Origin of the sequence: Sphingomonas glacialis (assembly GCF_006439055.1) — a bacterium.
Taxonomy (GTDB): Bacteria; Pseudomonadota; Alphaproteobacteria; order Sphingomonadales; family Sphingomonadaceae; genus Sphingomonas; species Sphingomonas glacialis_A.
The window spans coordinates 195,089-220,358 of record NZ_RCZC01000002.1; the positions used below are offsets into that span (position 1 = coordinate 195,089).

Consider the following 25,270-nt stretch of genomic DNA (forward strand, 5'->3'; position numbering starts at 1 on the left):
CGCGCATTCGGGAGAGGACCAATGGCATATCGCTTCGTAGCCGCCGTGGTGGCATGTGGAACAGCGTCGCTCGCGCTGGCGCAGGATCGCGCTCCCGATGGGCGGCAGTATCTGTCGCAGCCGCTCGTCAAATCGATCTACACCGCCGATCCGTCGGCGCACGTCTTCGATGGCAAAATCTACGTCTATCCCTCGCACGACGTCCCCACTGAAACCCCTGACGACGATCTTGGTAACCAATATGCGATGCACGACTATCGGGTGTTGCGGATGGACAAGATCGGTGCTCCCGTCACGGTCGGCCCGGTCGCGCTCGACGTGAAGCAGGTGCCCTGGGCGTCGCAGCAGATGTGGGCGCCCGACGCCGCTTACAAGAACGGCACCTATTACCTGTATTTCCCGGCACGCGACAAAACCAAGGACAAGAACGGCCTCGGCAAGTTCATGGTTGGCGTCGCGACGTCGAAGAGCCCGATGGGCCCGTTCAAGGCCGACCCCAAGCCGATCGCGGGCGCCTTCTCGATGGACCCGGCTGTGTTCACCGACACTGACGGCAAGAGCTATTTGTATTTCGGCGGGATCTGGGGCGGACAGCTTCAGCGCTGGAAGGACGGCAAATTCGATCCCAGCGGCAGCGACACCGATCTCGGCAAGGACGATCAGCCCGCGCTCACCGGCAAGGTCGCGCGACTCAACGCCGACATGAAGAGCCTCGCCGAGACGCCGCACGATGCTGTGATCCTCGACGAAGCCGGCAAGCCCGTGCTCGGCGGCGATCATGACAAGCGCTTCTTCGAGGCGTCTTGGATGTTCAAGCGCGGCGGGCAATATTATTACACCTACTCGACCGGCGACACGCACTTCCTCAATTATGCGACCGGCACAAACCCGTACGGCCCGTTCACCTATCGCGGGCATTTCCTGCTGCCGGTGCAGGGCTGGACGACGCATCACTCGATCATCGAGACCGGCGGCAAGTGGTGGCTGTTCTATGCCGACACGCAGCTCAGCGGGAAGAACCACCTGCGCAACGTCAAGGTGACCGAGCTCAACTTCAACGCTGACGGGACGATCAAGACGATCGATCCGCTGGTCAAATAAGGCAGCCGATGTTTCTGGGAATCGATATCGGCACGTCGGGCGTCAAGGCCGTCGTCCTCGACACGCATGGCGCGGTCGTCGGCCAGGGCGTCGCGGCGCTCACCGTCCAGCGCCCCCACCCCTTATGGTCCGAGCAGGACCCTGAGGATTGGTGGAAGGCAACGAGCGCCGCGGTGCTCGCGATCGACCCGAGCGTTCGCCGCGCGGTGCGCGGGATCGGGCTCGCCGGGCAGATGCACGGCGCGACCTTGCTCGGCGCGGACGATAAGCCGTTGCGCCCCGCGATACTCTGGAACGACGGGCGCTCGTTCGCCGAATGCGCGGCGCTGGAAGAAGCGACCGGGGATTTCCGCACCGTTGGCGGGAATATCGTGATGCCGGGCTTCACCGCGCCCAAGCTCGAATGGGTCCGTCGCCACGAGCCCGAGATCTTCGCGCAGGTCGCGACCGTGCTCCTCCCCAAGGACTATGTCCGGCTGCGGATGACCGGCGAGAAGGCGTCCGACATGTCGGATTCGGCAGGCACGCTGTGGCTCGACGTCGCCGGCCGCCGCTGGAGCGAGACGCTGCTCGCCGCCTGCGGGCTCACCGAAGCGCAGATGCCGCGTCTGGTCGAGGGCACCGACGTCGCGGGAACGCTGCGCGCCGATATCGCCGAAGCCTGGGGCATTCCGCAGGTACCCGTCGCGGGCGGCGCGGGCGACAATGCCGGTGGTGCCGCGGGCGTCGGCGTCGTCACGGACGGCAAGGCGTTGCTGTCGCTCGGCACGTCGGGGGTGATCTTCGTCGCCAATGACAAGTTCCGTCCCAACCCGGCGCGCGCGGTCCATGCCTTCTGCCATTGCCTGCCCGACATGTGGCACCAGATGTCGGTCCATCTCAGCGCGGCCTCGTGCATCGATTGGGTCGCGCGGCTGACCGGTGCGAGCGGTGCGGCCGAACTGTTCCAGCGTGCCGAAGCGGCGGGTGCTGCCAACGGTCCCGAGATTTTCCTCCCCTATCTCTCGGGCGAACGCACCCCCCACAACGACGCGCAGGTCCGCGGTGCCTTTTTCGGGCTCGACAATGACACCGACGCCAACCGGCTCGCGCAGGCCGTGCTAGAAGGCGTTGCGTTCGCGCTCGCCGACGGGCTCGACGTGTTGCGCGAAGCCGGCACCGAAGTCGCCGAACTCGCGGTGATCGGCGGCGGCGCGCGCTCGCGTTATTGGGGCGAGACGCTCGCGGCGGCGATGGACGTGCCGCTCGTCTATCTCCAGGGCGGCGAAGTCGGCCCCGCGCTCGGCGCGGCGCGGCTCGCGCAGCTTGCCGTCGATGGCGGCACCCCGGCCGAGGTTTGCGTCGCCCCGCCCGTTTCGCACCGGATCACCCCCAATGCGGAATTGACCGCACGGCTCGCGCCCAAGAAGGCGGCGTTCCGCGCTGCCTATGCCCGCATTTCCCCCCTCACCGCATCCAACTGACCTTTCGAAGGAGCGCCCCCATGGCCAACGACTTTTTTGCCGACATCCCCCAGATCAGCTTCAAGGGGCCCGAGACCGACGACGAGCTGGCATACCGCTATTACGACAAGGACCGGGTCGTCATGGGCAAGCGGATGGAAGACCATCTGCGCTTCGCCGCCTGCTTCTGGCACACCTTCTGCTGGCCAGGTTCGGACGTGTTCGGTGGCGGCACGTTCAACCGCCCGTGGCATGCCGGTGCGAATGATGCGGCCGCCGCCGCGCAGAAGCGCGAAGTCGCGTTCGACTTCTTCTCCAAGCTCGACATCCCGTTCTACGCCTTCCACGACGTCGACGTGATGGCCGACGCGCACAGCGTCGACGAGCATCGCCGCAACTTCGCCGAAGCGGTCGATCATCTGGAGAAGCTGCAGGCCTCGTCGGGCCGCAAGCTGCTTTGGGGCACCGCCAACCTGTTCAGCCACCCGCGCTTCGCCGCCGGCGGAGCGACCAACCCCAACCCCGAAGTCTTCGCGTTCGGCGCGATGCAGGTGCGCGATGCGCTCGAGGCGACGCATCGCCTGGGCGGCGCGAACTATGTGCTGTGGGGCGGTCGCGAGGGCTATGAGACGCTGCTCAACACCGATCTCAAGCGCGAGCTCGACAATCTCGGTCGCTTCCTGTCGCTCGTCGTCGAGCACAAGCACAAGATCGGCTTCACCGGCACGATCCTGATCGAGCCGAAGCCGTTCGAGCCGACCAAGCACCAGTACGATTTCGACACCGCGACGGTGTACGGCTTCCTCAAGCGCTACGGCCTCGAGAATGAAGTGAAGGTCAACATCGAAGCGAACCACGCGACGCTCGCCAGCCACACCTTCGAGCATGAGATCGCGACCGCGGCAGCCCTCGGCATCTTCGGCTCGATCGACGCGAACCGTGGCGATCCGCAGAATGGCTGGGATACCGACCAGTTCCCCAATTCGGTCGAGGAACTGACGCTCGCCAATCTCGAGATCATCCGGGCTGGCGGCTTCACAACCGGCGGGTTCAACTTCGACGCCAAGGTGCGGCGCCAGTCGATGGATGCGGTCGATCTGTTCCACGGCCATGTCGGCGCGATCGACGTCGTCGCCAAGGGCCTGCTCAACGCAGCCGCGCTGATCGAGGACGGTCGCCTCGATGCCATCAAGACCGAGCGTTACGCCGGCTGGGACGCCGATTTCGGGCAGAAGATCGGCTCGCTCGATCTGGCCGGGATCGCCGATCTCGCGGTCGAGCAGGGCATCGACCCTCAGCCGCGCTCGGGTCGCCAGGAGCGGATCGAGAATCTGATCAACCGCTTCATCTGACGAAGCGATCGGCCCGTCCGTTTCGCGCGGACGGGCCGATGTCCGCGCCGAGCCCTGCGCCGATCGCCTTGTACTCTGCGCCGGCAGCTTCTATTATGTCGGACTAATTCAAGGAAGGTTATCTATGATCGACGGAGCGATTTTGGTCGGTGCCGAGCAACGGCAGGCGACGACGCGATTCTCGGGGATCGACCCTTCGACTGGTGCGACCCTCACCCCCGATTTCTCCTCGGCCGGCGTCGATGCCGTGGCCGATGCTGCCGCGCTCGCTGAGGCCGCGTTCGTTGATTACGCCGCGACCGATCTCGAGACGCGCGCGAGCTTCCTCGAAGCGATCGCCGACGCGATCGTCGCAATCGGTGACGAACTGATCGACCGTGCCGTCCAGGAAAGCGGCCTGCCCCGCCCCCGCATCGAAGGCGAGCGCGGCCGGACCGTCGGCCAGCTGCGCCTGTTCGCGACCGTCGTTCGTCAGGGCGACTGGCTCGACGCGACGATCGACCCTGCCCTTCCCGACCGCGCCCCGCTGCCGCGCCCAGATCTGCGCCGCGTCAATGTGGCCGTAGGCCCGGTCGCGGTGTTCGGCGCGTCGAACTTCCCGCTCGCTTTCTCGGTTGCCGGTGGTGACACCGCGTCGGCGCTCGCCGCAGGCTGCCCGGTCATCGTCAAGGGCCATCCGGCGCATCCCGGCACGGGCGAGCTCGTCGCGCGCGCGATTGCCAGCGCCGTCGCGAAATGCGGCCTTCCTGCCGGCACCTTCTCCTATCTGCCCGGCGACACCAACGATCTCGGCGGTGCGCTCGTCGCTGATCCGCGGATCAAGGCAGTCGGTTTCACCGGTTCGCGCGGCGGCGGCCTGGCTTTGGTCAAGATCGCTTCGCAGCGTGCCGAGCCGATCCCGGTCTATGCCGAAATGTCGAGCATCAACCCGGTGATCCTGTTCCCGGCGGCGCTCGCGGCGCGCGGTGATGCGCTCGCATCGGCGTTCGTCCAGTCGCTGACGATGGGTGCCGGTCAGTTCTGCACCAACCCCGGCCTGGTGCTGGCGATCGACGGTCCCGCGCTCGACGCCTTCGTCACGGCAGCCGGCGCGGCGCTGAGCGAGGTCCGGCCCGCGACCATGCTGACCCCCGGCATCCATGCCAGCTACGAAAAGGGCGTCGCCACGCTCGCGCAGCATGGCGCGGTCAAGACCGTGGCGCGGGGCTGCTCGACCGATGGCGCCAACCAGGCGGTCGGTGCGCTGTTCGATACCGATGCCGCGGCCTTCCTCGCTGACAGCGCGCTCGGACATGAAGTGTTCGGCTCGTCGGCAGTCATCGTGCGCTGCAAGGACAGCGCCGAACTGACGCGCGTCGTCGCGCAGCTCGAAGGCCAGTTGACCGCGACGCTCCACGTCGATGCGGGCGATCATGCCGAAGCCGCCAAGCTGCTTCCGACCCTTGCCGGTCGCGTCGGGCGGATTCTCGCCAATGGCTGGCCGACCGGTGTCGAGGTCAGCCACGCGATGGTGCATGGCGGCCCCTTCCCCGCCACCAGCGACGGGCGGACGACCTCGGTCGGCACGCTGGCGATCTATCGCTTCCTGCGTCCCGTCTGCTTCCAGAACCTGCCGGCGGAGTTGCTGCCGACAGCGATCGGCCCCGACAATGCGTGGAATGTCGCGCGCCGGATCGACGGCATTCGCGAAGCTTCGCCGCGGTGAAACCGTGCGGCCGTGGCGGGCATCGGCTCGCCACGGCCGTAGCAGAAGCGACTCGGTAAACGGGCGTATCCCGCGCTCTTGACACACGGCTCGCCGGCGTGTTGTTAGCGCTATCAGAAAAAGAATGCGGCAGGAGTTGATGATGGCGGGCAGCAACGACCCAAGGCGGTCGGCACTGGCAGCGGACTGGCAGAGCGGAACCTTCCTTGGCCGCATCGAGCGTGCCGAGGGTCCATCGCCTGTCCTGCTCGTCCATGGCGAACTGTTCGACATGGCGAAGATCGCCCCCACCGTTTCCGCGCTCGTCGAAGCGGGCGATTTTACCGGCCAGGGCGGCGAGTCGCTCGGCGCGTTCGATCCTGCGGCGGTGACCTTGCTGACCCCCGTCGATCTGCAATGCATCAAGGCGTGCGGCGTCACCTTCGCCGTGTCGGCGATCGAGCGCGTGATCGAGGAACGGGCACGCGGGGATTCGAGCGCCGCTGCCGATATCCGCGCGCGGCTCGAGACGCGCGTCGGCGGCTCGATCCGTGCCGTCGTACCGGGCTCGAGCGAGGCTGCCGATCTCAAGCAGGCCCTGATCGACGACGAGATGTGGTCGCAATATCTCGAGGTCGCGATCGGTCCCGATGCCGAGGTGTTTACGAAGGCGCCCGTCCTCTCGACCGTCGGCGGCGATGCCGAGATCGGCATCCGCTCGGATTCGACCTGGAACAACCCCGAACCCGAGATCGCGCTGCTCGTCGACAGCCGCGGCACCGTCGTCGGCGCGACGCTCGGCAACGACGTCAATCTGCGCGATTTCGAGGGCCGCTCGGCGCTGTTGCTCGGCAAGGCCAAGGACAATAACGCATCCTGCTCGCTCGGGCCGATGGTCCGGCTGTTCGACGACAGCTTCGGCATCGACGATGTCCGCTCGGCCGAATTGCGGCTGCGGATCGAGGGCGAGGACGGCTATGTTCTCGATGGCGCTAGCAACATGGCCGAGATCAGCCGTGATCCGCTCGATCTGGTCCACCAGACGCTCAGCGAACATCAATATCCCGACGGCCTCGTGCTGTTCCTCGGCACGCTGTTCGCGCCGGTGCAGGACCGCGACGAGCCCGGGCGTGGCTTTACGCACAAGGTCGGCGACAGCGTCTCGATCGAGAGCGCTCGGTTGGGCCGTCTGGTCAACCGCGTCGTCACGTCGCGCGATGCGGCGCCGTGGAGCGTCGGGATCAGCGCGTTTTTCACGAATCTTGCCGCACGCGGCCTGTTGGGAGCAACCAAGTGAGCGGTGCCGTCTATCCTAGTCTCGTCGGCAAGCGCGTATTGGTCACTGGTGGCGGCAGCGGAATCGGCGCGGCCCTGGTCGAGGCGTTCGCCGCGCAGCAGGCCCATGTCGCCTTCATCGATGTCGATCAGGATGCCGGCGAAGCGACCGCGGCAAAATTCGCACCCGGCAGGTTCCACCCGTGCGACCTGCGCGATCTCGATGCGCTTGCCGCGACGATCGCGAAGATCTCGACCGAGCTCGGCGGGATCGACATCCTCATCAACAACGCCGCGCGCGATGACCGCCATACGATCGAGGAAGTGACGCCAGCCTATTGGGACGAGCGGATGGCGACCAACCTGCGCCATCTGTTCTTTTCGGCCCAGGCCGTGGTCCCCGGGATGAAGGCCGCGGGCGGTGGCGTGATCATCAATTTCGGGTCGATCAGCTGGCATTTGGGGCTGCCCGACCTCGTTCTCTACCAGACCGCCAAGGCCGCGATCGAAGGCCTGACGCGCAGCCTCGCGCGCGATCTCGGGCGCGACAACATCCGGGTCACGACGATCGTCCCCGGCAACATCCAGACCCCGCGGCAGGAACGCTGGTACACCCCCGAGGGCGAGGCCGAGATCGTCGCGGCACAATGCCTCGATGGCCGCATCCAGCCGTCCGACGTCGCGTCGCTCGCGCTGTTCCTCGCGTCGGACGATGCGCGCATGTGCACCGGCCATGACTATTTCGTGGACGCGGGCTGGCGCTGATGGTCGGGGCGGTACGCTCGGTCCAGCCGATCGGCGCGATCCTCGGCGAGGGGCCGGTCTGGTACGACGCGGCTTTGTGGTTCGTCGATATCAAGCGCCAGCGCATCTATCGCTACGATCCGGCGCGCGATGCGCTCCAGGAATGGGACGCGCCGGGCGAAGTCGGCTGGGTCCTGCCGCGCGCGGGCGGCGGGATGATCGCTGGCCTGGATACCGGGCTGCACGCCTTCGATCCCGTAAGCGGACAGTTCGAGCATCTGTTCGATCCCGAGGCGCACCTTCCCGGCAACCGCCTCAACGATGCGACGACCGATGCGCAGGGTCGCATCTGGTTCGGCAGCATGGACAATGCCGAACAGGACGCGACCGGCCGGCTGTACCGTGCAGAGGCGACCGGCAGCTCCGATAGCGGACTGTCGCCGGTCGTCATCACCAACGGCCCGGCGATCGCGCCCGACGGTGGGGCGCTCTATCACACCGATACGCTCGGCCGGACGGTATGGCGGGTCGTGCTCAACGACGACGGCACGCTTGCTGCGCCGACGCTGTTCTGCGAGATCGCGCCGGGAGAAGGTCATCCCGACGGCTCGACGATCGATGCCGAAGGCTGTGTCTGGGTTGCCCTGTTCGGTGGGTGGGGCGTGCGCCGCTATGATCCGGCGGACACGCTGATCGAGACGGTGCGCTGCCCCGTCGCCAACGTCACCAAAATCGCATTCGGCGGCCCCGATCTGCGCACCGCCTACGCGACCACCGCGCGTAAGGGCCTGAGCGAAGAGGATTTGCGCGCGCAGCCCCTCGCGGGCAATCTGTTCGCCTTCGACGCCGGCGTGGCGGGCCTCCCGGTTCATCCAGCAAAACTATAAACAGCTTCAGGAGCGGAAAAACGATATGGCGACTACCCAGCCCGACACCCAAAGGGGCAATCTAGGGTTCATTGCCGCGATCGTGGCAGTGGCCACGATCGGCGGACTGTTGTTCGGTTACGACAGCGGCGCGGTGAACGGGACACAGCCCGGGCTCAAGGCCGCGTTCGCGCTCGACGATGCGGGCCTGGGCTTCACCGTTGGGTCGCTGCTGATCGGCTGCGTCGTCGGGGCTTTCTTCGCCGGCACGCTCGCCGATGCCGTCGGCCGCCGCAACGTGATGCGCTATGCCGCCTTGCTGTTCCTGGTCGGCGCGATCGTCCAGGGCGTCGCGCATGACCATACGCTGTTCGTCATCGCGCGCATCTGCGGCGGGATCGCGGTTGGCGCGGCCAGCGTCCTGTCGCCCGCCTACATCTCCGAGGTCGCACCGCCCAGCATCCGCGGGCGTATGACGACAGTGCAGCAGATCATGATCATCACCGGTCTGACCGCTGCCTTCTTCGCCAATTATTATCTCGCGGCGGCCGCGTCCAACCCGGCCAATCCGAACGATGTCGCCTCGCTCAACCCGCTCTGGTTCGGCATTGCGGCATGGCGCTGGATGTACCTGCTGCAGGCGGTCCCTGCGGTCATCTTCTTCATCGCGCTGTTCTTCATCCCCGAAAGCCCGCGCTTCCTGGTCTCGAAGCAGCGGAACGAAGAAGCGCTGGACGTGCTGACCAGCCTGTTCGGCAGCCGCCAGGGCGCGCTGACGCTCGGCGAGATCCAGGCAAGCTTCTCGAAGGACCACCGCCCGCGTTTGTCCGACGTTCTGACGCCCGCAGGTGGCCGTGGCTTCCTCGGTCTGCGGTCGGTCGTCTGGGCGGGTCTGTTGCTGGCGGTGTTCCAGCAGCTCGTCGGCATCAACGTGATCTTCTATTACGGCGCGACCTTGTGGCAGGCGGCGGGCTTCTCCGAATCGCAGGCGCTGATGACCAACATCATCTCGGGCTCGATCTCGATCGTCGCGTGCTTCATCACGATCGGCCTGGTCGACAAGATCGGCCGCAAGCCGCTCTTGCTGATGGGTTCGGCCGGCATGGCGATCACGCTGTTCGCGATGGTCTATGCCTTCTCGACCGGCACGCTCGTCGCCGACAAGCTCACCCTGCCGGGCCATATGGGCCAGCTCGCCGTCGGCGCGGCACTGGCCTATTCGTTCGCGTTCAACATCAGCTGGGGCCCGGTCATGTGGGTGATGCTCGGCGAGATGTTCCCGAACCAGATCCGCGGCTCGGCGCTCGCGGTGTGCGGCTTTGCGCAGTGGTTCGCCAATTATCTCGTCGCACAGTCGTTCCCGATCATGCTCGGCAGCATCGGCCTCGCGAAGAGCTATTCGTTCTACGCGGTCTGCGCGGTGATCAGCTTCTTCCTGGTGCAGAAGTTCATCGTCGAGACCAAGGGGAAGTCGCTCGAAGCGATGGAGGGGTAATAGACACGCGCGCCGCGCCTGCGGCGCGCGCTGTTACGCTCTTAGAGCAGATCCGTTTGGCGGGACCGCGATGATGCCATCGCGGTCCCGTTTTCGTTTGCGGATAGCTCAAGCTTCCCGATGCCAAGCCGATAGGCCGGCTGCCCGTACGGTTACGGAAGCGCCCGTAGCGGCGGCCCGTACGGTTCGTAACTTCACCCTTCAAACCGTTGCTCTACGCTTGCCCGAAATCGAGACTGATTGGGGAGCAGGGTTTGCCGGATCTATCAAGCTACCGGGTTTCGTTCGCTCCAGCCTGCCGGTTTGCGCTGCTGGGAGTGATTGCGGTGTTGCTCGCCAACGTATCGGGCGAAGCCTTGGCGCATGCGATCGGCGGGAAGGACGCGGCGTTCGTAGCCGCTACGAAGGGTCCGGCGCCGCTGCCGTTTGCCTATCTCGGCGGCAAGCACATGGTCACGGGTTATGACCATCTGCTTTTCCTGCTCGGGATCATATTTTTCCTGACTCGGTTCCGGGATGTCGCCCTCTACGTGTCGCTCTTTGCCATCGGCCACAGCATAACCTTGCTGTCGGGCGTACTGATCGGCTTTGGTCTGAATGCCTATCTCGTCGATGCCGTGATCGGCCTGTCGGTCGTCTATAAGGCCTTCGATAATCTCGGCGGCTTCGAGACCCTGTTCGGCGGACGTCCCAACCCCAAATGGGTCGTATTGGTCTTCGGGCTGGTCCATGGTCTCGGCCTCGCCACCAAACTGCAAGAGCTGCGGCTCAATCAGAATGGCCTGCTGATAAACCTCGTCTCGTTCAACGTCGGGGTCGAGATCGGCCAGCTCATCGCGCTCTCGATCATGCTCGCGCTGATCGCGGTTTGGCATCGGACCCGCTGGTTCTCCTCAACCGCAATCGCCGCCAATGGGCTGCTGATGGTCGCGGGGTTTTGCCTCATCGGGGTCCATCTGGCCGGTTATGTCATCACCAAGGGAGCTTGATATGGTCACCGCGGAAATCCAGCCCCCTTTGTCGCGTCGTCGCCTGCTTGGCCTCACCGTCGCTGCCCTGCTGGCTGCGCTCGTCATCCTGTTCGGCGCGATCCTGCCCGCCGAATATCATCTCGACCCGCTTGGCTTGGGCCGGCTGACCGGAACCGAACGGTTGTGGGCGCCGCCCGAAGAAACCGTCGCTGCAAAGCCATCATCAGATCCGGAACCCGCAGTTCGCAATTATGCGACCACGTTTCGAAGCGACGAAATCATCGTCCCGCTTCAGGCGGGTGGCGATCCGTCCCGCAACGACGAGATCGAATATAAGGTGCATCTGAAAAAGGGAGGGACGTACATCTATTCATGGGCGGTCATCGGGGAGAGTGGCCCGACCGACGTCTATGTCGAATATCACGGCCACACGCTGGCGAGCCGCGAGACAATGAAGGTCGCCTATTACAAAAAGGGCTTTGCCCAGAACGACAACGGCACGTTCACGGCGCCGTTCGACGGGATCCACGGGTGGTTTTTTCAGAACCAGTCGCTGAAGCCGCTCCGCATCAAGCTGCGGCTTGCCGGGTTTTACGACCTCGTTCCGCCGGGTGAGGCGGGGAACGAAGGCGAACTGGTCGCCAAGCGGCTAGAATGAAGCCGCCGGTTGCGCCCGTTCTCGAAAATCGGCTTTCGCGCTCGTCAGCAGCTCGGGGCGCGACCGGATTTGGCCGTTGGCTCCCCGCCGCCGCGGCTGGCGATCACTCCGCTCCGCTTTTCGCCGCCACCTCGGCGCTCACACGGCACCCCCACACCGCATAGAACAGCACGTACAGTTCGCACGCGGCGGTCAGCAGGAACGAGTTCTGCAGCCCGTACATGTCGGCAAGCTTGCCCTGCACGATCACCAGCGCACCGCCGGCGATCGCCATGATCAGCAGGCCCGAACCCTCTTCGGTCAGCGGCCCGAGCCCGCGGATGCCGAGCGTGAAGATCGTCGGGAACATGATCGAATGGAACAGCCCGACCGAGATCAGCGCCCACATCGCGACATGGCCCGTGGTGAAGGTCGCAACGAGCATCACCACGCACGCGCCGATGCTCGCGGCGGCGAGCACGTGCTCGGCCGGGATGCGCTGCATCAGATAGCTGCCGACGAAGCGGCCGACCATCATGCCGCCCCACAGCAGGAAGAGATAATGCGCGGCCTGCTCGTGCGTCGTGTTGCCGATTTCGGGCTGGCTGATGAAGTTGATGAAGAGGTTGCCGACGCCGATCTCGGCGATGAGGTAGATGAAGATCGCGGGGATGCCGAAGATCAGATTGCGGTGCGACCAGAGCGAATGGTTGGCGCGATCGGCCTTGGCGTTGCGCTTGGTCGCGCTGCCCATTGCCGGAAGCGGCGAACGCGCGATGACCACTGCGAGCAGGACCAAGACGACCGCGACGATCAGGTACGGCAGCTGGACCGACTGCGCGTCGGCGAGCCGCTGTGCCGGGGTCAGCGCCGCAGCACCTGCCGCCGCCGTGCCAGACGTCGAGCGGCCGAGGATCAGATACCCGCCGAACAGCGGCGCAAGCGTCGCGCCAAGCGAGTTGAACGCCTGCACCAGGTTGAGCCGCGACGAGGCGGTCTCGGGCTTGCCGACGACCGCGACATAGGGGTTGGCGGCGACCTGGAGCAGCGTGATGCCGCTCGCGATCACGAATAGCGCGAACAGCGTGACGCCGTAAGACGGGATCCGCGCAGCCACGATCATGCCGAGCGCACCCGCCGCCATGATGACGAGCCCGACCACCAGCGAACGCTGATAGCCGATCCGCTCGATCAGCTTGGCCGACGGGATCGACGCGACGAAATAGGCGATGAACCAGACGCTCTCGATCAGCGTGGTCTGAGTGTAGCTCAGATCGAACACGCTGCGCAGATGCGGCAGCAGCGTGTTGTTGATGACCGTGATGAAGCCCCACATGAAGAACAGGCTCGCCAGCAGCGTCAGCGCCGAGCGATAGCGCCCGCCATCGGGTGAATCGCCCGTGGCGACGGGAGCGTGCGCGGCAATCACGGGTGCGGCCATTCGTAAATCCTCTATCTGGCGATACCGCGCGCGGGGCGGATTGCCTTCTCGTTATTTGTCCGAGTATAAGTCTGGCGTTATCTCGTCAACAGATAGCCTCGGCGACCAGAGGGCGCTGCGCGGGAATTTGCAAGCCCGCCCGCGTCTTCCGAAAGTCGTATCGCTACTGCTGACCCAGTCCGGACGATCCTGCATGACCGATACGCCTAACGACCTCTCCACCCCGCTGGCCCGGCTGCGCTCGCGCGCCTGGTTCGACAATCCCGACAATATCGACATGACCGCGCTGTATCTCGAGCGCTATCTGAACTTCGGGCTGAGCCTCGAGGAACTGCAGTCGGGCAAGCCGATCATCGGCATCGCGCAGACCGGCAGCGATCTGTCGCCGTGCAACCGCCATCACCTCGTCCTCGCCGAGCGCGTCCGCGAAGGCATCCGCGAAATGGGCGGCATCGCGATCGAATTCCCGGTCCATCCGATCCAGGAAACCGGCAAGCGCCCAACCGCCGGACTCGACCGCAACCTCGCCTATCTCGGCCTTGTCGAGACGCTCTACGGCTATCCGCTCGACGGCGTCGTGCTGACGATCGGCTGCGACAAGACGACGCCGGCCTGCCTGATGGCGGCCGCTACGGTGAACATCCCGGCGATCGCATTGTCGGTCGGGCCGATGCTCAACGGCTGGCACAAGGGCGAGCGCACGGGCTCGGGCACGATCGTCTGGAAGGCGCGCGAGATGCTCGCCAAGGGCGAGATCGACAATGCCGGCTTCATCAAGCTCGTCGCCTCATCGGCGCCATCGACCGGCTATTGCAACACGATGGGCACCGCGACGACGATGAACTCGCTCGCCGAGGCGCTCGGCATGATGCTGCCGGGCTCGGCCGCGATTCCCGCGCCGTATCGCGACCGCCAGGAAGTCGCCTATCTCACCGGCAAGCGCATCGTCGACATGGTACGCGAGGATCTCAAGCCCTCCGACATCATGACGCGCGACGCCTTCCTCAACGCGATCGTCGTCAATTCGGCGATCGGCGGCTCGACCAACGCGCCGATCCATCTCGCCGCGATCGCGCGCCATGTCGGCGCCGAGCTCGAGCTGAACGACTGGCAGACGCACGGCCACAAGGTCCCGCTGCTCGTCAATCTGCAGCCGGCGGGCGAATATCTCGGTGAGGATTATTATCGTGCGGGCGGCGTGCCCGCCGTCGTCGCCGAGTTGATGCGCCATGACCTGATCCAGGAAGGCGCGCTGACCGTCAACGGCCAGACGATCGGCGACAATTGCCGCACCGCGACGATCGAGGACGAGCGCGTTATCCGCACCTTCGAGACGCGGCTGGTCGAGGAAGCCGGCTTCGTCGTACTAAAGGGCAATCTGTTCGACGCTGCGATCATGAAGACCAGCGTGATCAGCGCCGAATTTCGCGCGCAATATCTCTCCAATCCCGAGGATCCGGAAGCGTTCGAAGGCCCGGCGATCGTGTTCGACGGCCCTGAGGATTATCATCACAAGATCGACGATCCCGCGCTCGGCATCACGCGCGAGACGCTGATGTTCATGCGCGGCGCGGGCCCGATCGGCTATCCCGGCGCGGCCGAGGTCGTCAACATGCGGCCGCCCGCCTATCTGATCCGCGAGGGCGTCCATGCCCTGCCGTGCATCGGCGACGGGCGTCAGTCGGGGACGTCCGCCTCGCCGTCGATCCTCAACGCTTCTCCTGAAGCGGCCGCCAATGGCGGGCTGGCTTTGCTCAAGACGGGCGACCGCGTGCGGATCGATCTCGGCCGCGGCACCGCCGACGTGCTGATCTCGGACGAAGAACTCGCCGAGCGCCGAGCGGCGTTGGTTGCGGCGGGCGGATATCAATATCCTGCCTCGCAGACACCGTGGCAGGAAATGCAGCGCGCGGTCGTCGGCCAGCTCAACACCGGCGCGATCCTCGAAGGTGCCGAGAAGTACCAGCGCATCGCGCAGACTCGCGGCCTGCCGCGCGACAGCCACTGAGCTGACGCAAAAAGGGACGGCGGTTGTGGCCGCCGTCCTTTTAATACTCACCGCCGCTGCGGGCGTCGCTCAGTCCTCGAACGCCTCGACCTGCCGCCGTTCGGCGCGCAGATAGGCATCGGCCACGTGCCGCAACGGCGCGACGTCGACATCGCTCTCGCCCGCCGCAATCAGCGCCGCGAAACGATCGTAGAGCCCACGATATTCCGCCTCGGGCGGAAGCGTCTGTTCGACGCCGTCGATGCGCAACTCGCTGCCGCCCTTCGACAGCAATAGCGTGCCCGCATCGGTCTCGACCTTGATGTCCCACGTCTGCGGGCCCGTCTGGCGCCAGTCGAACTCGGCACGGATCGGCGTTCCCGCCGCATCGGTGAAGTGCAGATCTGCCGCGATCGGCGAGGCGCGGTTCGCTGGAATCTCGAGCAGCCCCTCGGTCAGGAAGAAACCCGGCAGGATCGCGGTCGCGATCGACAGCGCGTTGATGCCGGGGTCGAACACCCCCATCCCGCCGGCTTCCCAGATCCAGGCTTGCCCCGGATGCCAGTGCCGCACGTCTTCCTTCCATTCGATATGGACCGAGTGCAGCGACTTGTCCGCGAGCCATGCGCGCGCCGTCTCGACCCCGGCGGCGTAGCGCGAATGCCAGCTGGCGAAGAGCGTCACGCCCTTTTCGCGCGCCTGATCGCGCAACAGTTCGACTTCGGTGAGCGTCGCGCCGGGCGGCTTCTCGAGAAAGACATGCTTGCCGGCTGCGATCGCGACGCGCGCCGCCTCGAAGCGGACCTGCGGCGGCTGGCAGAGGGAAACGGCGTCGATATCCTCGGCGGCGAGCATCTCCTCGATCGTGGTGTGCGTCACCCCGTGCTCGATCCGCCCATGCCGGCTGGCGGCGGTGACGAGATCGAAATCGGGCGAGGCGTCGAGGACGGGGATATGCTGGTCGCGCGCGATCTTGCCGACGCCGACGATGCCGATGCGGATCACCATCTCAAAGCGCCTTCACGCTGACGGGAAGCGGTGCGTCGATCGCGATCGGGTTGCGCACCGGCAGATGGAACGGCGCGGCCTCGATCTCGAACACGTCGCCCGCCTGCGTCTGCACGCCCTCGCTGAACGACAGCGTCGCGGTGCCGAAGAAATGGACGTGGACGTCGCCGGGGCGGCGGAACAGCGCATATTTGAAATGGTGATGCTCGAGATTTTCGATCGAATGCGACATGTTCGCCTCGCCCGACAGGAACGGCTTTTCCCACAGCACCGCGCCATCGCGCACGATCCGACTGGTGCCGCGCACATCGGCCGGAAGCGCGCCGACGCGCAGCTCAGCGCCGAGCGCCGCGGTGCGCAGCTTCGAATGCGCGAGCCACAGGTAATTGCCACGCTCGGTTACATGGTCGGAAAATTCGTTGGCGAGCGCGAAGCCCAGCCGGACCGGCGTGCCGTCCGCATCGATCAGGTAGATGCCGGCAATCTCGGGCTCCTCGCCTGCGTCGAGCGCGAAGGCGGGCGAGCGAAGCGGCTCGCCGGGGCCGACCAACTGCGAGCCATCGCCCTTATAGAACCATTCGGGCTGGACGCCCTGCCCCGGCTCGCACGGCTTGCCACCCTCGACCCCCATCAGGAACATCTTCATCGAATCGGTCGGCGCCGGATTTTCGACGGCAGCGCGGTGCATCTTGTCGCGCCCCTCGGCCGAACCGAGATGCGTGAGGCCCGTGCCCGTCAACAGCATATGCGCGGGATCGGCATGGTCGATCGGTGCGAGCACGGTGAGCGTCGTCAGATCGAGCACATCGCCGACGCCAGCGCGTTCGACCGCCGCCGCCAAATCGATGCCATCGGCCAGCGCCATGGTGGCGAGCGCGAGCGTGCTGCTCGCGCCGGGGACTGTCCGAGCAACGCCCTCGGCGTCGAGGGCGGCCACGCCGCGCGTGCCGTCAGCGGCACGAAATTGAACGAGCGACAAACTCATCGTAGCTTCTCTCCAGTGTGCGACCTAACGGCTGACGGGTCGGCGCAGCGACGCCCGGCATTAGTCTGACAACCAGCTAGCAGCGCGTCCGCAGATGTTCAACCGAGCTTCCGCCGCCGGGTCCTGGCCGGAGGACAGGGGCGCTCACGCTCCCGTCAGTGGCCCAGGATCGGCCGCAAAAGCGAGCCGTAGGACGTCCGACATCGATCGCACGCCGAGCTTGTGCGTCAGATTGGCGCGATGCGTCTCGACGGTGCGCGTCGAAATGCCGAGCTTGTACGCGGTAATCTTGTTCGGCTGGCCTGCCACCAGCCCGTCGAGCACGTCGCGCTCGCGAGGCGTGAGGGCGGCCAGCCGCATCGACGCCTCGCTCGCATCGAGCTGCTGCGCGAACGCCGCCTCGAGCCGCTCGAACGCTTCGTCGATCGCGTGGAGCAAGGCCGCCTTCTCGAACGGCTTTTCGAGGAAGTCGATCGCGCCCGCCTTGATCGCGCGGACCGACAAGGTGATGTCGCCATGTCCGGTCAACACGATGATCGGATAGGCGATGCTGCGCTCGACCAGGATGCGCTGGACCTCGAGCCCATCGAGCCCGGGCATCCGGATGTCGAGCAGGATGCATCCAGGCTCGGTCCCACCGACTGCGCCGAGAAATTCGGTGCCCGAGGCATAGGCGCACACCTCGAAACCAGCGTTGCGCAACAGGAACCCGGCCGAACGCCGGATCGCCTCTTCATCGTCGACCAGATGGATGATCCGCTTATCCGACATCGGCGAGTTCCCGCGGCAAGGTGAAATGAAACGCCGCTCCGCCGCCGAGCGCGGGCGTCGCCCAGATCCGGCCGTGATGCGCTTCGATGATCGTGCGACAGATCGAGAGGCCGAGCCCCATTCCGTCGGGCTTGGTCGAGGCAAACGCCTGGAACAGCCGATCGGCGATCGCGGGCGGAATGCCATCGCCGCTGTCGGCGACGGTGACCAGCATCTGGTCGTCGGCAGCGATCGCGGTCGAGATCGTCAGGATGCGGCGCGGCGAGTCAGCCATCGCCTGCAGCGCGTTACGGATGAGATTGACCAGCACCTGCTGGATCTGGACGCGGTCGGCATGAACGCCCTCTGTATCGTCGGCGAACTCCATATGGATCGCGATCCCCGTTTCGACAGCGCCAATCAGCCCGAGCTTGGCCGCGTCGCGCACCAGCGCGTTGAGCGGCTCGCTACATTGTTCGACGTCGCCGCGCGCGACGAACGCGCGCAGGCGCCGGACGATCTGGCCGGCGCGGATCGACTGCCCCGCAGCCTCGCTGAGCGCTTCGCGCACATCGGCAACGTCGCGCACGGTCGGATCGGTGAGCATGTCGCGCGCAGTCTCGAGATAGTTGGTGATCGCGGTCAGCGGCTGATTAAGCTCGTGGGCGAGCGTCGAGGCCATCGTTCCCATCGCGCTGACACGCGAAACGTGGATCAGTTCCGACTGGAGCTCGCGCAGCCGCGTCTCGGCACGATCGCGTTCGGTCAGGTCGCGGACGAAGGCGGTGAGGATCCGCTGCCCCGCGCTGACCGTCTCGCCGACCGCGAGCTCGGCGGGAAAGGTCGTGCCATCGGAGCGAAGCCCCGTGACCATCCGTATCGCGCCGACCAGCGTGGCGGTACTGCCGTCCGCCCCGCCGAGGTCGAGCCCGCACAGCAGCGTGGCGACATTGCGGCCGAGCACGGCCGCTTCGGCATAGCCGAAGCTGCGCTCCGCTGCCGCGCTGAACGATACGATCCGGCCCTGCTCGTCGGTCACGATCATCGCGTCGGGAACGGTCGCGAGGATCGACAGCACATGCTGCTCCCGCCGCGACAACGCCGTTTCCGCTGTCTTTTCCTCGGTAATATCGCGCACCACCTTGCCGAAGCCGCGTAGACTGCCGGCGTCGTCATACAGTGCCGTGATCGTCACGCTCGCAAGGAACGATGATCCATCCTTGCGCAGCCGCCAGCTTTCTTCCTCGAAGCGCCCCTCGGCCGCGGCGCGCACCAGGTCGGCGTCCGGCTTGCCGGCGAGGACGTCCTCTGGCGTGTAGAAGACCGCGGCATGGCGGCCGAGGATCTCGATCTGGCGCCAGCCCTTGATCCGTTCGGCGCCACGATTCCAGATCGTCACATGGCCCTGCGGATCGAGCATATAGATCGCATAATTGGTCGCGCCGTCGATCAGCAGCGCCAATTCCTCGGCGAGCAGGCGCGCATCGCTGACCGGCAATGGCGCGGGCGTCATGCCGGACGATCGAGACGCGAAGCGGCTATGGCGAATGTCCTGGGCGCGCGCACGCCGGTGTCGGCCGTGCATGGCCAACCAACCGGCGTAGATCGGCTATGACGGGTCTATCATAGGTTCGGTACGGATCAGCATCAATTCGTTAAGCTCCGGAAGATGCGTACTATCCGAGTCTATCGACTGCGGGGTCCGGCCGACAGAATGACGACAGCGCCCGCCCCAGGAGTTTCGCCATGTCGTCCGATCACCATCTGCAAGCCGCAGTCCTCGCCGAACTCGCCTGGGACCCGCGCGTCAATGCCGCGCATATCGGTGTCGCCGCGCGGGAGGGGGTCGTCTCGCTCAGCGGGCATGTCGCGAGCGGTGGCGAGAAGCAGGCCGCCGAGTCGATCGCCGGCCGCGTCCGCGGCTGCAAGGGCGTGGCCGACGAGCTGACCGTTCAGCTTGCGTCGAGCGCGGTCCGGGACGATGAAGCCATCGCCACGGCGATCCTCGATCGGTTCGACTGGGATGCGTCGGTACCCTCGGGCGCGATCCTGCCCGCGGTCGCCAATGGCTGGGTCACGTTGACGGGCGAAGTCGACTGGCACTTCCAGAAGGAAGCGGTCGAGCGCGACGTTCGTCAGCTGACCGGCGTCAGCGGCATTACGAACAGCGTGACGATCAAACCGCGCGTCGATGTCATCGGCGTTTCCGACGATATCCGCGCCGCGCTGCATCGATCGTGGTTCTTCGACACCGATACGATTACGGTCACCGCCGAGGGCGGCAAGGTCACGCTCACCGGCACCGTACCCTCGCTCCACGACCGGCGCGCGGCCGAACGCGCCGCCTGGAGCGCGCCGGGCACGGTCGATGTCATCGACAAGATCGCGATCGTATGATGATGCCGCGGCACCGCGTGCGTGGCGCGCTGTTCGGGTTGGCGGGCGCGGCGCTGCTGTGCGGGGTCGTCTCGGCAGCGCGGTCGCAGGTCGCACCCTCCGCGCCCGTCGTCGATGCCGCCGCGGCCCCTTCCCCGCTCCGCTCCGACGGCGCGGTCGAGGCGTTGCGGCCGGGCGAGTATCTCTGGGCGCCGCAGCTTGCCCCGGCTGGCCCCGTCATGATGATCATCAGCCTGACCACGCAGCGCGCCTATGCCTATCGCAACGGCGTCCCGATCGGCGTGTCGACGGTGTCGAGCGGCAAGCGCGGCCATGCCACGCCGACCGGGGTCTTCACAGTGCTGCAAAAGGCGGTGACGCACAGATCGAACCTTCATGCCGATGCGCCGATGCCCTTCATGGAGCGTCTGACCTGGGGCGGCATCGCGCTGCACGCGGGACATTTGCCGGGCTATCCCGCCTCGCACGGCTGCGTGCGCCTGCCCCTTGCCTTCGCCAAACTCCTCTACGGCATCTCTTCGCTCGGCATGACGGTGGTGGTGACCGACGCGGCGGACGTGCCGGTCGCCGCCCCTGTTCCCGCGATGCTTGCGCCGCCGCGCGGGCCGGATGCTTTCCTGGAGTATCTGTGGCAGCCCGAGCGGTCGCCGAGCGGGCCGCTGTCGATCGTGATCAGCGGACAGGATTCACGCGTCGTCGTGCTGCGCAACGGCGTCGAGATCGGGTCGGGCGCGATCCGCCTCGATGCCCCGGTCCCGCGCACGGTCGCCTTCTCGCTGCTCGGGATCGACGCGGCCGGCGAACATTGGGTGCGACTGCCGCTCCCGGGCGATCCCGTGGCGGCGACGGGAGAGATGACCGAGGCCGAGCGGTCGCAGGGGCATTTGCCCGGGGGGCTTCGCGTCGCGATCGAGCGGGCGCTGACCCCCGGCACCACGCTGCCCGTCACGCGCAGTTCGCTGAAGAGCAGCGGTGTCGGTCAAAAGCTGACCGTCATCACCGGCGACTGAGGCTCACCTCCGCCCGGCGGCATTGATCATCCGGGCGATCGGGCAGTGCTGATCGCGCGGCTTACGCGGAGCAATGTCGGGTCGCCAGGATAGGGCGCTACCGTGAAGCCCATGTCGCGCTCGACTTCGATCGCGGCATGGTTGTCGCGGCTTTCGATCGCTTCGATCACCTGGACGCCCTTGGCGTCGGCGACCGCAGCGAGATGCGCGAGCAACGCCCAGCCGATGCCGTGCTGCTTGAAATCCTTGCGGATCGCGATGGCGACTTCGCCGCGCTCGAACGCCGGATCGCAGGCGAGCATCGCGGTCGCGATCATCATCGATCCATCGTGGGTGAAGGCGAGGAAATTCTCGGTGCGGCGATGGTCGACATGCGTCAGCGCGCTGATCTGCGCGGCGCCGACTTCGTTGAGGCCGGCAAGGAAGCGAAACCGCAGATCCTCGCGCGTCACGTGCGTGAAGAACTCGGCGACCGTGCCATCGTCGTCGGCGCGTGCCGGACGGACGTGGAAGGTGAAGCCGCTGCGGGTGGTGAGTGTCTGGCTCGGTTGCTGCATCGGACGGACTTTCGCGCGGGAGCGATGCCCGGTGCGAGCGTCGCGAGATCAGCGTCATGCCTTCTCGAGCGGGCGCCGACAGTTGATAAAACTACGTAGAACAGGCGCAATCGGCGTCGGAAGCTCTGGCCGCACTGCCCACCGCGAGCCCCATCGCCGATCAGAACGCGGCTGCGATCCCCTGCAAATCCGCCCGCACGGTGCGCGTGCGACCGGCCTGAACTGACGTAGGTAGCACCCCCGAGAGCAACCGCTTGCGCCGCCTGAACCGCGCGCTAGGGTCGCGGCGTCTCTCGTCCAAGGACCTCTGCATGCGCGCTGCCTTTGCTTTCCTGCTGTCTACCGCGATCCTGACGAGCAGCGTCCACGCCGCCGCGCCGACCACGGCGGCGGATGCCGCGCTCGATCTCGCCAAGCAGGCGATCGCGCTGCGCTCGGTGCGGGGCCCCGGCAACCAGACGCCGCAGGTTGCCGCGCTCTACAAGGGCGCGCTTGTCGCGGGCGGTTTTGCCGACAAGGACGTCGAGATCGTGCCGCTCGACGATACCGCCTATCTCATCGCGACCTGGCCGGGCAGCGATCCAACGCTCAAGCCACTGGTGATCTCGGGGCATATGGACGTGGTCGAGGCTAAGCCCGCCGACTGGCAGCGCGACCCGTTCACCCCGGTGGTCGAGAACGGCTATCTCTACGGCCGCGGCGCGACCGACATGAAGCTCGACGGGACGATCGCGATCACCGCGCTGACCGACCTGCGGCGCACCGGCTACAAGCCACGCCGCACGATCGTGATCGAATTCTCGGGCGATGAGGAAACCGTGATGAAGACCTCGGCGGTGATCGCCGAGCGCCTCAAGGGCGCCGATATCGTGCTCAATATCGATGGCGGCGGCGGCGTGCTCGACGAGGCGAGCGGAAAGCCCAAATATTGGACCTGGAACGGCGCGGAAAAGACCTATGCCGATTTCCGGCTGACCGTCACCAATCCCGGCGGCCACTCGTCGATGCCGCGGCCGGTCAATGCGATCGTCGAGCTGTCGAAGGCGCTCGAAAAGGTCGGCGCGTATCGCTTCAAGCCCGAGCTCAGCCCGCTGACGCGCGAGGCGCTCGGCAAGGCCGCGCCGTTCGAGGAGCCCGTGATCGGCGCCGCGCTGAAGGCGTTCGTCGCCGATCCGACCGACACGGCCGCGATCGCGACGCTGACTGCCAATCCCGCAACGGTCGGCAAGATCGGCACGACCTGCGTCCCGACCTTGGTCAGCGGCGGCCATGCCGAGAACGCGCTTCCGCAGCGCGCCACTGCCAACATCAATTGCCGGATCTTTCCCGGCCACAAGCCGGCCGAGATCATGGCCGAACTCGGCCGCGCGATCGGCGATCCCGGCGTGGTGCTGAGCGACGTGACCGAAGGATCGGTCCCCAACGACGCCTCGCCGATGCGGCGTGATTTCATCGCCGCGATCGATCGCGCGATGGGTCAGGTCTATCCGGGCGTGCCGGTCTTCCCGGCAATGGCCTCGGGTGCGAGCGACAGCATGTGGTTCCGCTCGCATAATGTCGCGAGCTATGGCGCGAGCCCGACCTTCATCAAGCCGTCGGACGATTTCAGCCACGGCCTCAACGAGCGCGTGCCCGTGGCGACGATCGCACCGGGGATCCGATACTATCGGCTGCTGTTCGCCGATCTCTCGAAATAGCCGTCGAGCTGGCGCGCGGCGAGTTCGCGCGCCTCGTCGGGCGTGAACGCGCCCGGCAACAGGCACAGTTCGAGCCATAAGCCATCGACCAGAGCGGTGATCGCGATTGCTGCGAGGCGGCGTTCGGCGGGTGCGAGGCCGCACTCTGCGAGCAACGCGGCGAGATCGTCGCGATAGGATTGATAGATCGCGTCGTGTTGCGCGGCGATCTGGCTTTTGCCCGACAGGCTCCAGAACGCGATCCACGTCGCGAACAGCCCGCGATCGGCGATCGGCGGGGCAAAGCTCGCCGTGACGTACGCGGCGACGCGCGACCGTGGGTCGGGATCGGCGGCGGCCACGGCGGCGGCGAGCGCGTCGCGCACCTGCTGCCCGGTCGCGGCATAGGTCTCGGCGACCAGCGCATCGATTCCGGCGAAATAGTGCCCGACCAGCCCCGGCGACACCCCCGCCTCGAGCGCGATCGCGCGGACCGATGCACCCGTCGCGCCGTCGCGCGCGAGAACGCGCCCGGTCGCCGCGATCAGCGACTGGCGCCGCACGTCGGGTTCGGAGCGAACGAAAGCAGGCTTGCTCATGCCGCGAGCCTATTATACGATCGTCCAACAAGCAATCGGAGCCGAGCATGGCGCACCCCTTCGCGACGAGTGACGCCCCGGATCCCGATGCCGACTGGAGCCTGCCCGGCTGGCTCTACACCGACCCCGAATATCACGCGGTCGAGGTCGAGCGCGTGCTGCGGCCGTCGTGGCAGATCGTCTGCCATCTCAACGATGTGGCGAATCCCGGCGATTTCCACACGATCGACTATCTCGGCGAGAGTGTGATCGTCGTGCGCGGCGACGATCACAAGGTGCGCGGTTTTGCCAATGTCTGCCGACATCGCGCGATGCGGCTGGTCGAGGGCCCCACGGGCTGTGCAAGGAAATTCGTCTGTCCCTACCATGCCTGGACCTATGAGACCGACGGCCGCCTGTCGGGCGTGCCGATGCGGCGTGATTACCCCGCGCTCGCGCTCGAGGACCATGGTCTTGCCGCGGTCGATCTCGAAGTCTGGCGTGGCTTCGTGTTCGTCCGGCTCGAGGGCGATGGCCCGTCGGTCGCGGCGATGATGGCGCCGTACGATGCGCAAATCGCGCCCTATCGCTTCGAGGAGATGCAGACGCTCTCCCCCGTCCGGCTGCGCGAGCGTGCGGTCAACTGGAAGAATGTCGGCGACAATTATTCGGACAACCTCCACATTCCCGTCGCGCATGACGGGCTGACGCGGCTGTTCGGCAAGAGCTATGCGATCGAGGCGGCGCCGTTCGTCGACAAAATGTCGGGCCAGATCGTCGACCGTCGATCGGACAATCCGTGGGAGCGGTTCTACCAGACGCATTTGCCGCGCGTCGATCACCTGCCAGAGGCGAACCAGCGGTTGTGGCTGTATTTCAAGCTGTGGCCCAACATGGCGTTCAATCTCTACGCCGACCAGATCGACTTCATGCAATGGCTGCCGTTGACGCCGACCACCAGCGTGCTGCGCGAAATGGCGTTCGCGCTGCCCGACGATCGCCGCGAGATGAAGCTCGTGCGCTATGCCAATTGGCGGATCAACCGCGTCGTCAATGCCGAGGACACCTGGCTGATCGATCGCGTCCAGCAGGGCATGGCATCGCGCAGCTATACTGCGGGGCCGATCGGGCGGAGCGAGGTGTGTCTGCGCAGCTTCGCGCGGAAGATCCGCGAACGGATTCCCGAGGCACGCCTGCACCGCGCGCCTGCGCCGGGGTGGTCGCGCCGTTAGATCCTCTCCCGCTCGCGGAAGAGGCAACGCAGACTTGGTCCGCCTTCTTCAGGCGGGCCTAGTCGTAATCGGTGAGGGTCGT

General features: G+C 66.2%; 22 protein-coding genes. 15 read left to right on the forward strand and 7 right to left on the reverse strand.

The features are described 5' to 3' along the window. Window positions 1-21: 21 nt before the first annotated feature. The 10 genes from EAH76_RS04745 (at window position 22) to EAH76_RS04790 (ending at window position 11,588) form a co-directional block, all read left to right on the forward strand. Window positions 22-1,101, forward strand: a complete 1,080-nt coding sequence (locus tag EAH76_RS04745) for a glycoside hydrolase family 43 protein (protein ID WP_140848735.1) — start codon at window positions 22-24, stop codon at window positions 1,099-1,101. 8 nt (window positions 1,102-1,109) lie between these two features. Next, the gene (gene xylB / locus EAH76_RS04750; RefSeq protein ID WP_140848737.1) at window positions 1,110-2,564 is read left to right on the forward strand and encodes a xylulokinase; all 1,455 of its coding nucleotides are present in this window, start codon (window positions 1,110-1,112) and stop codon (window positions 2,562-2,564) included. Between the two features lie 20 nt (window positions 2,565-2,584). After that, window positions 2,585-3,895: a xylose isomerase gene (gene xylA, locus EAH76_RS04755; protein WP_140848739.1), complete on the forward strand. Its 1,311-nt coding sequence runs from the start codon at window positions 2,585-2,587 to the stop codon at window positions 3,893-3,895. A gap of 124 nt (window positions 3,896-4,019) precedes the next feature. Beyond that, a complete protein-coding gene (locus EAH76_RS04760; protein ID WP_140848741.1) occupies window positions 4,020-5,600 on the forward strand; it encodes an aldehyde dehydrogenase (NADP(+)) in 1,581 nt (526 codons plus the stop codon). 124 nt (window positions 5,601-5,724) lie between these two features. Then, a complete protein-coding gene (locus EAH76_RS04765) occupies window positions 5,725-6,876 on the forward strand; it encodes a fumarylacetoacetate hydrolase family protein (protein ID WP_431357973.1) in 1,152 nt (383 codons plus the stop codon). Further along, complete coding sequence (locus EAH76_RS04770) at window positions 6,873-7,619, forward strand: SDR family NAD(P)-dependent oxidoreductase (protein ID WP_140848743.1); 747 nt, start codon at window positions 6,873-6,875, stop codon at window positions 7,617-7,619. The genes EAH76_RS04765 and EAH76_RS04770 overlap by 4 nt, the downstream gene beginning before the upstream one ends. Then, complete coding sequence (locus EAH76_RS04775; RefSeq protein WP_140848745.1) at window positions 7,619-8,485, forward strand: SMP-30/gluconolactonase/LRE family protein; 867 nt, start codon at window positions 7,619-7,621, stop codon at window positions 8,483-8,485. The genes EAH76_RS04770 and EAH76_RS04775 overlap by 1 nt, the downstream gene beginning before the upstream one ends. Next, window positions 8,469-9,959 (forward strand): sugar porter family MFS transporter, encoded by a 1,491-nt coding sequence (locus tag EAH76_RS04780; RefSeq protein WP_277754272.1) that lies wholly within the window; start codon window positions 8,469-8,471, stop codon window positions 9,957-9,959. Before EAH76_RS04775 ends, EAH76_RS04780 begins: the two co-directional genes overlap by 17 nt. Before the next feature lie 209 nt (window positions 9,960-10,168). Beyond that, window positions 10,169-10,948, forward strand: a complete 780-nt coding sequence (locus EAH76_RS04785) for a HupE/UreJ family protein (protein ID WP_277754258.1) — start codon at window positions 10,169-10,171, stop codon at window positions 10,946-10,948. Between the two features lies 1 nt (window position 10,949). After that, complete coding sequence (locus EAH76_RS04790) at window positions 10,950-11,588, forward strand: hypothetical protein (RefSeq protein ID WP_140848748.1); 639 nt, start codon at window positions 10,950-10,952, stop codon at window positions 11,586-11,588. 103 nt (window positions 11,589-11,691) lie between these two features. On the opposite strand, the gene EAH76_RS04795 is transcribed toward EAH76_RS04790, so the two are convergent. Next, window positions 11,692-13,008: a sugar MFS transporter gene (locus EAH76_RS04795; protein ID WP_140848750.1), complete on the reverse strand. Its 1,317-nt coding sequence runs from the start codon at window positions 13,006-13,008 to the stop codon at window positions 11,692-11,694. Between the two features lie 193 nt (window positions 13,009-13,201). On the opposite strand from EAH76_RS04795, the gene EAH76_RS04800 reads away from it, so the two are divergent. Further along, window positions 13,202-15,016, forward strand: a complete 1,815-nt coding sequence (locus EAH76_RS04800) for an IlvD/Edd family dehydratase (RefSeq protein ID WP_140848752.1) — start codon at window positions 13,202-13,204, stop codon at window positions 15,014-15,016. Window positions 15,017-15,085: 69 nt separating this feature from the next. Here the strand turns inward: EAH76_RS04800 and EAH76_RS04805 are convergent, their stop codons facing one another. The 4 genes from EAH76_RS04805 to EAH76_RS04820 form a co-directional block, all read right to left on the reverse strand. Next, window positions 15,086-16,003: a Gfo/Idh/MocA family protein gene (locus EAH76_RS04805; protein ID WP_140848754.1), complete on the reverse strand. Its 918-nt coding sequence runs from the start codon at window positions 16,001-16,003 to the stop codon at window positions 15,086-15,088. 1 nt (window position 16,004) lies between these two features. Continuing rightward, window positions 16,005-16,988 carry an AraD1 family protein gene (gene araD1 / locus EAH76_RS04810; protein WP_140848756.1) on the reverse strand — a complete coding sequence of 328 codons (984 nt, stop codon included), beginning with the start codon at window positions 16,986-16,988 and terminating at the stop codon, window positions 16,005-16,007. A gap of 144 nt (window positions 16,989-17,132) precedes the next feature. After that, window positions 17,133-17,759 carry a response regulator transcription factor gene (locus EAH76_RS04815; protein ID WP_140848758.1) on the reverse strand — a complete coding sequence of 209 codons (627 nt, stop codon included), beginning with the start codon at window positions 17,757-17,759 and terminating at the stop codon, window positions 17,133-17,135. Continuing rightward, window positions 17,749-19,251: a PAS domain-containing sensor histidine kinase gene (locus tag EAH76_RS04820; RefSeq protein WP_140848760.1), complete on the reverse strand. Its 1,503-nt coding sequence runs from the start codon at window positions 19,249-19,251 to the stop codon at window positions 17,749-17,751. The genes EAH76_RS04815 and EAH76_RS04820 overlap by 11 nt, the downstream gene beginning before the upstream one ends. Window positions 19,252-19,484: 233 nt before the next feature. Between EAH76_RS04820 and EAH76_RS04825 the strand changes: the two genes are divergently transcribed. Next, on the forward strand, window positions 19,485-20,135 hold the full coding sequence (locus EAH76_RS04825) for a BON domain-containing protein (protein WP_140848762.1): 651 nt from the start codon (window positions 19,485-19,487) through the stop codon (window positions 20,133-20,135). Next, on the forward strand, window positions 20,132-21,145 hold the full coding sequence (locus tag EAH76_RS04830) for a L,D-transpeptidase (protein ID WP_241659560.1): 1,014 nt from the start codon (window positions 20,132-20,134) through the stop codon (window positions 21,143-21,145). The genes EAH76_RS04825 and EAH76_RS04830 overlap by 4 nt, the downstream gene beginning before the upstream one ends. Window positions 21,146-21,171: 26 nt before the next feature. Here the strand turns inward: EAH76_RS04830 and EAH76_RS04835 are convergent, their stop codons facing one another. Continuing rightward, window positions 21,172-21,702 carry a GNAT family N-acetyltransferase gene (locus EAH76_RS04835; RefSeq protein ID WP_140848766.1) on the reverse strand — a complete coding sequence of 177 codons (531 nt, stop codon included), beginning with the start codon at window positions 21,700-21,702 and terminating at the stop codon, window positions 21,172-21,174. Window positions 21,703-22,013: 311 nt separating this feature from the next. Here EAH76_RS04835 and EAH76_RS04840 point away from each other — a divergent pair, with 311 nt between their 5' ends. Further along, window positions 22,014-23,399: a M20/M25/M40 family metallo-hydrolase gene (locus EAH76_RS04840; protein WP_140848768.1), complete on the forward strand. Its 1,386-nt coding sequence runs from the start codon at window positions 22,014-22,016 to the stop codon at window positions 23,397-23,399. On the opposite strand, the gene EAH76_RS04845 is transcribed toward EAH76_RS04840, so the two are convergent. Next, window positions 23,366-23,977, reverse strand: coding sequence for a TetR family transcriptional regulator C-terminal domain-containing protein (locus EAH76_RS04845; protein ID WP_140848770.1), 612 nt, complete (start codon window positions 23,975-23,977; stop codon window positions 23,366-23,368). The two genes, EAH76_RS04840 and EAH76_RS04845, sit on opposite strands and share 34 nt — an antisense overlap. A 47-nt stretch (window positions 23,978-24,024) precedes the next feature. Between EAH76_RS04845 and EAH76_RS04850 the strand changes: the two genes are divergently transcribed. Further along, the gene (locus tag EAH76_RS04850; RefSeq protein WP_140848772.1) at window positions 24,025-25,188 is read left to right on the forward strand and encodes an aromatic ring-hydroxylating oxygenase subunit alpha; all 1,164 of its coding nucleotides are present in this window, start codon (window positions 24,025-24,027) and stop codon (window positions 25,186-25,188) included. Window positions 25,189-25,270 lie beyond the last annotated feature (82 nt).

What these genes read in the sequence shown, in the direction of transcription:
- EAH76_RS04745 (WP_140848735.1), top strand. Translation starts at nt 22, where the DNA reads ATGGCATATCGCTTCGTAGCCGCCGTGGTGGCATGTGGAACAGCGTCG.
- xylB (WP_140848737.1), top strand. Translation starts at nt 1,110, where the DNA reads ATGTTTCTGGGAATCGATATCGGCACGTCGGGCGTCAAGGCCGTCGTC.
- xylA (WP_140848739.1), top strand. Translation starts at nt 2,585, where the DNA reads ATGGCCAACGACTTTTTTGCCGACATCCCCCAGATCAGCTTCAAGGGG.
- EAH76_RS04760 (WP_140848741.1), top strand. Translation starts at nt 4,020, where the DNA reads ATGATCGACGGAGCGATTTTGGTCGGTGCCGAGCAACGGCAGGCGACG.
- EAH76_RS04765 (WP_431357973.1), top strand. Translation starts at nt 5,725, where the DNA reads ATGCGGCAGGAGTTGATGATGGCGGGCAGCAACGACCCAAGGCGGTCG.
- EAH76_RS04775 (WP_140848745.1), top strand. Translation starts at nt 7,619, where the DNA reads ATGGTCGGGGCGGTACGCTCGGTCCAGCCGATCGGCGCGATCCTCGGC.
- EAH76_RS04790 (WP_140848748.1), top strand. Translation starts at nt 10,950, where the DNA reads ATGGTCACCGCGGAAATCCAGCCCCCTTTGTCGCGTCGTCGCCTGCTT.
- EAH76_RS04795 (WP_140848750.1), bottom strand. Translation starts at nt 13,008, where the DNA reads ATGGCCGCACCCGTGATTGCCGCGCACGCTCCCGTCGCCACGGGCGAT.
- EAH76_RS04800 (WP_140848752.1), top strand. Translation starts at nt 13,202, where the DNA reads ATGACCGATACGCCTAACGACCTCTCCACCCCGCTGGCCCGGCTGCGC.
- EAH76_RS04805 (WP_140848754.1), bottom strand. Translation starts at nt 16,003, where the DNA reads ATGGTGATCCGCATCGGCATCGTCGGCGTCGGCAAGATCGCGCGCGAC.
- araD1 (WP_140848756.1), bottom strand. Translation starts at nt 16,988, where the DNA reads ATGAGTTTGTCGCTCGTTCAATTTCGTGCCGCTGACGGCACGCGCGGC.
- EAH76_RS04815 (WP_140848758.1), bottom strand. Translation starts at nt 17,759, where the DNA reads ATGTCGGATAAGCGGATCATCCATCTGGTCGACGATGAAGAGGCGATC.
- EAH76_RS04820 (WP_140848760.1), bottom strand. Translation starts at nt 19,251, where the DNA reads ATGACGCCCGCGCCATTGCCGGTCAGCGATGCGCGCCTGCTCGCCGAG.
- EAH76_RS04825 (WP_140848762.1), top strand. Translation starts at nt 19,485, where the DNA reads ATGTCGTCCGATCACCATCTGCAAGCCGCAGTCCTCGCCGAACTCGCC.
- EAH76_RS04830 (WP_241659560.1), top strand. Translation starts at nt 20,132, where the DNA reads ATGATGATGCCGCGGCACCGCGTGCGTGGCGCGCTGTTCGGGTTGGCG.
- EAH76_RS04835 (WP_140848766.1), bottom strand. Translation starts at nt 21,702, where the DNA reads ATGCAGCAACCGAGCCAGACACTCACCACCCGCAGCGGCTTCACCTTC.
- EAH76_RS04840 (WP_140848768.1), top strand. Translation starts at nt 22,014, where the DNA reads ATGCGCGCTGCCTTTGCTTTCCTGCTGTCTACCGCGATCCTGACGAGC.
- EAH76_RS04845 (WP_140848770.1), bottom strand. Translation starts at nt 23,977, where the DNA reads ATGAGCAAGCCTGCTTTCGTTCGCTCCGAACCCGACGTGCGGCGCCAG.
- EAH76_RS04850 (WP_140848772.1), top strand. Translation starts at nt 24,025, where the DNA reads ATGGCGCACCCCTTCGCGACGAGTGACGCCCCGGATCCCGATGCCGAC.